This is a genomic window from Microvirga sp. GN3, assembly GCF_055792825.1.
This window is the reverse complement of the sequence record NZ_JBVVAK010000150.1, coordinates 12,771-17,794: the sequence shown is the minus strand read 5'-3', so window position 1 is coordinate 17,794 and position 5,024 is coordinate 12,771. Positions and strand designations below refer to the sequence as shown.

General features: G+C 58.8%; 6 protein-coding genes and 2 pseudogenes. 6 read left to right on the top strand and 2 right to left on the bottom strand.

Features of this window, described 5'->3' with window-relative positions; genetic code table 11:
- A partial coding sequence (locus tag ACS5Q1_RS38485) for a transposase (RefSeq protein ID WP_473102157.1) occupies positions 1-401 on the top strand: 401 nt, incomplete at its 5' end.
- A 155-nt stretch (positions 402-556) separates the two neighbouring features.
- A pseudogene (locus ACS5Q1_RS38480) lies at positions 557-1,122 on the top strand (IS6 family transposase); the annotation flags it as partial.
- An 82-nt stretch (positions 1,123-1,204) separates the two neighbouring features.
- Here the strand turns inward: ACS5Q1_RS38480 and ACS5Q1_RS38475 are convergent.
- Positions 1,205-1,618, bottom strand: a pseudogene (locus ACS5Q1_RS38475) (cupin domain-containing protein); the annotation flags it as partial.
- 258 nt (positions 1,619-1,876) lie between these two features.
- Here ACS5Q1_RS38475 and ACS5Q1_RS38470 point away from each other — a divergent pair.
- The 3 genes from ACS5Q1_RS38470 (at position 1,877) to ACS5Q1_RS38460 (ending at position 2,914) form a co-directional block, all read left to right on the top strand.
- Entirely contained in the window at positions 1,877-2,101 is a 225-nt protein-coding gene (locus ACS5Q1_RS38470) for a hypothetical protein (RefSeq protein ID WP_473103182.1), read from the top strand.
- Positions 2,102-2,205: 104 nt separating this feature from the next.
- A complete protein-coding gene (locus ACS5Q1_RS38465) occupies positions 2,206-2,535 on the top strand; it encodes a hypothetical protein (RefSeq protein ID WP_473103181.1) in 330 nt (109 codons plus the stop codon).
- A gap of 10 nt (positions 2,536-2,545) precedes the next feature.
- Complete coding sequence (locus ACS5Q1_RS38460; RefSeq protein WP_473103180.1) at positions 2,546-2,914, top strand: 5'-methylthioadenosine/S-adenosylhomocysteine nucleosidase family protein; 369 nt, start codon at positions 2,546-2,548, stop codon at positions 2,912-2,914.
- Positions 2,915-3,003: 89 nt separating this feature from the next.
- Here ACS5Q1_RS38460 and ACS5Q1_RS38455 read toward each other — a convergent pair whose 3' ends face one another.
- The gene (locus tag ACS5Q1_RS38455) at positions 3,004-3,831 is read right to left on the bottom strand and encodes a nickel-binding protein (RefSeq protein WP_473103179.1); all 828 of its coding nucleotides are present in this window, start codon (positions 3,829-3,831) and stop codon (positions 3,004-3,006) included.
- 674 nt (positions 3,832-4,505) lie between these two features.
- Between ACS5Q1_RS38455 and ACS5Q1_RS38450 the strand changes: the two genes are divergently transcribed.
- Positions 4,506-4,922, top strand: a complete 417-nt coding sequence (locus tag ACS5Q1_RS38450; protein ID WP_473103178.1) for a hypothetical protein — start codon at positions 4,506-4,508, stop codon at positions 4,920-4,922.
- The last annotated feature ends 102 nt before the right edge of the window (positions 4,923-5,024 follow it).

Genomic DNA, 5,024 nt, shown 5'->3' with positions numbered 1-5,024 from the left:
GTAAGCGTCTGACGGCCCGCGACGGCCATGACCGGCCGGGACGAAGGCTGGTGCGCTACCAGGCCAGCAAGACCGATTGTCGGGTCTGTCCCAGCCGCCGCCAGTGCTGTTCTGGCAATCGCACTTACGGGCGGTCGATCGTGGTCACGCATGAGGATCCGGTGGTGAGCGCCTTCCGGGCTCGTCAAGCCAGTCCCGAAACACGGACCTTGCTGCGTGAGCGTGGACGCGTGGCGGAACTGGTCAATGCATGGCTGAAGGAGAAGCTTGATCTCCGGCGCTTCCATGTGCGTGGGTTAGCGAAGGTCGGCACCGAGGCGCTCTGGGCGGTATTGACCTACAATGTCCAGCAGTGGATCCGACTGCGGTGGCGGCCGCGTTTTGGAGCACACATAGCCTGAAGAAGGCAAATCGGCAGGTGCTGACGTCGCAAGCTGGGCCCCTTACCGAGTAGATCTCCTGCATAACGACCGCTCGTCTGCTCACAGACATCGTGGAGGAGTGACCACCGTGAAGGGACGCCACCTGGCCTGTCAAAGGGATTTTCTCACAGGTCGTTCACAGATGGGTTATCCGCTACTCGCCCGAACTGCTGGAGCGCTTCAATTCACGCAAGCGGGCCGTCACTGGCAAGTGGCACATTGACGAAACGTACATCAAGGTCCGCGGGCGCTGGATGTACTTGTATCGCGCCATTGACAGCAACGGCGACACCATCGAGTTCTGGTTCAGCGAGCGGCGTAATCTGACTGCTGCCAAGCGGTTCCTGCGCAAGGCGCTCAACCGCCACGGCCGGCCCGAGCGGATCGTCATCGATGGTAGTCAGACGAACCGCGAGGCAATCCTATCGTGTGATGCCGAGGGCCGTTTACAGGATCGCTCAAGACGTCTTCTGGAACCTATCCGCATCCGACAAAGCGCCTATCTGACAACATCATTGAGGCGGATAATGGTGCGCTCAAGCGTGTGATCCGACCAACGCGCGGCTTCCAGTCTATGGCCAGCGCACGCGTGATCCTGGGTGGCATTGAGATGATCCACATGATGCGCAAACAGCAGGCGAACTATGCCTGCAGTCGGCATCTATCGCTCGCCGAGCAGTTTCACCTGCTCGCCGCATGAGTGAATACGAACCGCTCTGGGATCTTTCTGCCCACGGTCTGAAATTGCGACAAAGCCTCCCAAACTGCTGGCAGGCGCGGGCGAGAGCCTCGGCCTGTTCCGGTGTGGGAGGACCAGACGGATCGGGAAGCTCTTCGCGTTCGGCAGGTCGCCCGAAGGCACGGATGAAATTTTCGAACTCGCCTCGGGTGATGGTGAGCATGCGAGCCTCATCCGACTCAACTCGGTAGGTGTGAGGAATGCCCTTTGAGGTCAGGAGCGTCTCCCCCGCGCTGGCCCGGCGCTCCTGATCTCCAACGCGATAGCGAACCTCACCTTCAAGAACGTGGAAGATTTCGTCCTCATGATGGTGGATGTGAAGGGGCGGGGAATCCCCCTTTGAGGCCCGGTGCTCAAGAACTGAGATCCCGTCTGAACCATCTCGTGACGAGATGCGGATGATAACGAGGGTGTTGAGGAACCAGACGTTCCGGTGATCGGCAGCTTTCCCGTCCATCTCTTGGTCTCACCAGCAGCAGGGTAGGTGCCCAAGCGTAACCGTGCCTAAACCAGGGGCAACGGAAATTCCGGTGCAGCGACAAGTCCAGTTCACTGACGTTTAGGGGCTTTCTTCGCTCCTTCCCGGCTCGAATGACTCCCAATGTCCATACCATCGGCGGAACATCCAGGAGCGAACGGTCTGCCCGTTCATCATCCGTTCGAGCTTTTCTGGCATCCATGGGAAAACAGAGAATGGATGTAGCAAGAGGCGGCGATGTTCGGCCAATCTCATTCCCATCGCGTCTGGCGCATGATGAACGCCCTGATCGATGCCCGACCTGAATGGGCTGACCAGGACATGTTCGAGGCTGATCGTGAGAAGATGCTTCGGTATGGCCTCTCAAAGGGCATGACCATGGAGGAGCTTTTTAGAATCACAGATCCCGACGTGATCGTGGGGCTCTGGACGGCGGCTGAGGCCAAAGGGGCGGAAGATTAAGACGAACGTACCCCCTTTGCATTCTCTCTGATTTGCTGATTGCCTTGCAACGCCTGGGCTTGCCCGACACACTTGTGTGAAGCACAAATCAGGGGAGGATTGCCATGAAGCAGCAAGCAATGAGGGTGTCGGCTCCGGGTCTGTTAGATGCTTCAGAAAAGATAAAGACGTTGGCCCAGAATGCCTCGACGGCTCCCTCTCACAAGGCTCGTGCGTCTGACAGGCCAGCCAGTGCGCTCTATATCTTGGGTGCCCTTACGCTTGGCATTCCGGTCCTGTTGCTGATCCCGCTGATCGGGATGAACCCTGGCATCCAGGAGGGAACGCTCGCCGCTTTGACAAAGGTCCTCATATTCTCCGCTGTCCTCGTCGCCATAGTCTTCGAGATCAAGCGGCTTGCTGACGAACCGTCCGACGCTGATCCGCACGGATGAAGCAGCTTCGATGACAACAGGCATTCTCTGTGCGACTCCTGAGGAACTCGACGCTCTTCACCACCGCTTCGAGTTTGACGGGGAGCCGACCACCCTTGCTGGGTTTCAGTTCTGGAAGGGGTATTTCCCGAACCGCTCCCGACCTATCGTCCTGTCCCACTCTGGTATTGGAAAGGTCAACGCCGCCACGCTGGCGACGATCCTGTTCACGACCTTCGGCTGCGAGGATCTGATCTTCTCGGGTGTTGCGGGAGCGCTGACCGATCTTGAAGTCGGCTCAGTCGTTCTGGTCACCAGGGGAGCCACCCATGATTACGGGCTCATCAGCAATGGCGTCCTCACCTGTGTTCCTGTTGGCGACCTTCCGCTTCCAGGTTGATCATCAGCAGGAGGAGAAGGATCACGTGCAATTTATGGAACCGGAGGTGCCTGTTGCGTCCTGAGACGAAGCCCCACCATGACAGCGAGTCAGTCTGATGCCTCGCTATGCCAATCACATTCGAAAAGTTGCACCGGCTGATGAAAGCCCTTGAGATTCTTACAGCCGCAGTCGGCGAAACCATCCTCGTCGGCACATTCCACTCGCACAGCGTTCGAAACCAGAATCTGATCTGGACCCGCCGCACCACAAACCCGAGACGCTCTCTGCACCGTTGATCCAAAGAAATCGTGGCTGTCTTCGATAGGTTCACCACAGTCCATGCCGATGCGAATATGGATCGGCTCCGCGCTTGCCCGGTTGTAGCGGTCAAACGACCGCTGGATGGCCTTGGCACACTCGACCGCCGCTGGGGTCGAGTCGAACGATGCCATAACGCCATCCCCGAGGTGCTTGACTTCGCGACCGCCGTATCGTGACAGAGCCCGGCGCACCAAAGAATCGTGTGCCCGCACAAGCTCGGTTGCCGCAGCATCTCCGAGCCGCGCCGTCATCTCAGTGGACTCCACGATGTCGGTAAACATGATGGCCCGGTGAGCAGGCTCCGCAATGGCAGATGGAGATGGAGTTGGGGGCTGAGGGTCACTGATGCGGCCCAAGAACGCCTCGACAGCCGAGAGAGATACGTCAATGATCTCACCGGCTACATGGCCGTGAGCGTCCCGATGCACCCGCTGCGCCGTCTCCTTGTCGGGAGCGTCAACAAGGCAGAAGGTGGTCCCGCGATCCTCATCAAACCAGTAGGTGAGGAACTTCACCCCATACTGGTCTTGAATTGCCAAGTCCTTCAGGTGCGCCTCAGCCACTTCGGTAGCGTTCGTTCCCTTCATATCATGGCGGTCGAGGAAAATAGGCATGCCACTCTCCCTCTCTGCGGCTCAGTCGCGGCGATGTTCACGCGTCCCTGAGCGGATCGTCTCCCAAATCCATCCCATCCCCAACATCTACCCCGATCCGGAACTGAAGGCGATTGTCCTCAGGCACGTCCTGGTCTCATCCTGTTCTATGAGATGGGAATATCCCGCCACGTCAGCCGCTAAGATAGCGGCCAGCCGCCGCTCGACCCAGTGCTCCTGCGGACCCATCGGCCCCCGGTGCCATTCGAGGATGAATTCTGCGGCGGGCAGGTGGGGCTGTCCAGCCTCGAATGGGGGGCGGCAAGTTCCGGCTGCCAAGCTTGACCCGAGTGTATCAAGCAGGCGCGGATGGTTGTGAGAGAGTTCGAGCAAGTTTTGTGAGACTGGACCACCGCGATTAGAAGGAGAAGAGGCGACCTATTCCAAATGCACGCGAGCCGTACGTCCTCTATCCGATACTCCCAAAACCTGACCTTTGCGGGAGCGGCATCTCAGGCGTATAGTTTGGGCGTAATAACGTGTGTTCTGGCTGCCCTGAGTTGGATGCCGCTGTCGTCGAGCGCAGGGGAAGGGCAGCGCCTCGGCCCACCTTCATCGGCCACGTCGCTCTTCTCGGGTCGAGCAAGAAAGTCGGCCCGGCCCGGAGCAGGCGACCTCAACAACAGGAGGACGCGATGCCGAACATCGACCGTCGATCAGCCCTTGCCATCGGTTTCGCCGGACTATCAGGGCTTGTTCTTCCAGAACAGGCTGCCGCCCAAACCTATGGCCCCAACGAGGGCAAGGAACTGATCCAGGGCGTCAGGCAGATTGCCTTGGGGGAGCGGGAGTCATTGATCCCTGCCTACAAGAAGGTTCGGCTGAGCGACATCGTTCTACAACCCGGTGCCAAGACCCCGGACAACGTCATGATGAACGACATGCTCTGCCACATGACGGAGGGCGAACTCGCGGTGGTGCAGAACGACAAGCAGTTCACGGTCAAGAAGGGAGACGTGTGGACCTGCGCCAAGGGCATCACCACGGAAGGCACGCAGAATAAGGGCAATGCAGTCGCCATCATGAGAATCATCGACCTGCTGACCACATGAGTGAGCAGGTGTGATGGACACCACCTTCCCATACCCTTCCACCACAGGTAGTGTGGACGAGTGAGTACACCAGTCGTCCAGCTACTAAGAGTACTACCGCTG

Excerpts from the sequence above, each read along its gene's own strand:
- ACS5Q1_RS38470 (WP_473103182.1), top strand. The coding sequence starts at position 1,877 with ATGTTCGGCCAATCTCATTCCCATCGCGTCTGGCGCATGATGAACGCC.
- ACS5Q1_RS38460 (WP_473103180.1), top strand. The coding sequence starts at position 2,546 with ATGACAACAGGCATTCTCTGTGCGACTCCTGAGGAACTCGACGCTCTT.
- ACS5Q1_RS38450 (WP_473103178.1), top strand. The coding sequence starts at position 4,506 with ATGCCGAACATCGACCGTCGATCAGCCCTTGCCATCGGTTTCGCCGGA.
- ACS5Q1_RS38465 (WP_473103181.1), top strand. The coding sequence starts at position 2,206 with ATGAAGCAGCAAGCAATGAGGGTGTCGGCTCCGGGTCTGTTAGATGCT.
- ACS5Q1_RS38455 (WP_473103179.1), bottom strand. The coding sequence starts at position 3,831 with ATGCCTATTTTCCTCGACCGCCATGATATGAAGGGAACGAACGCTACC.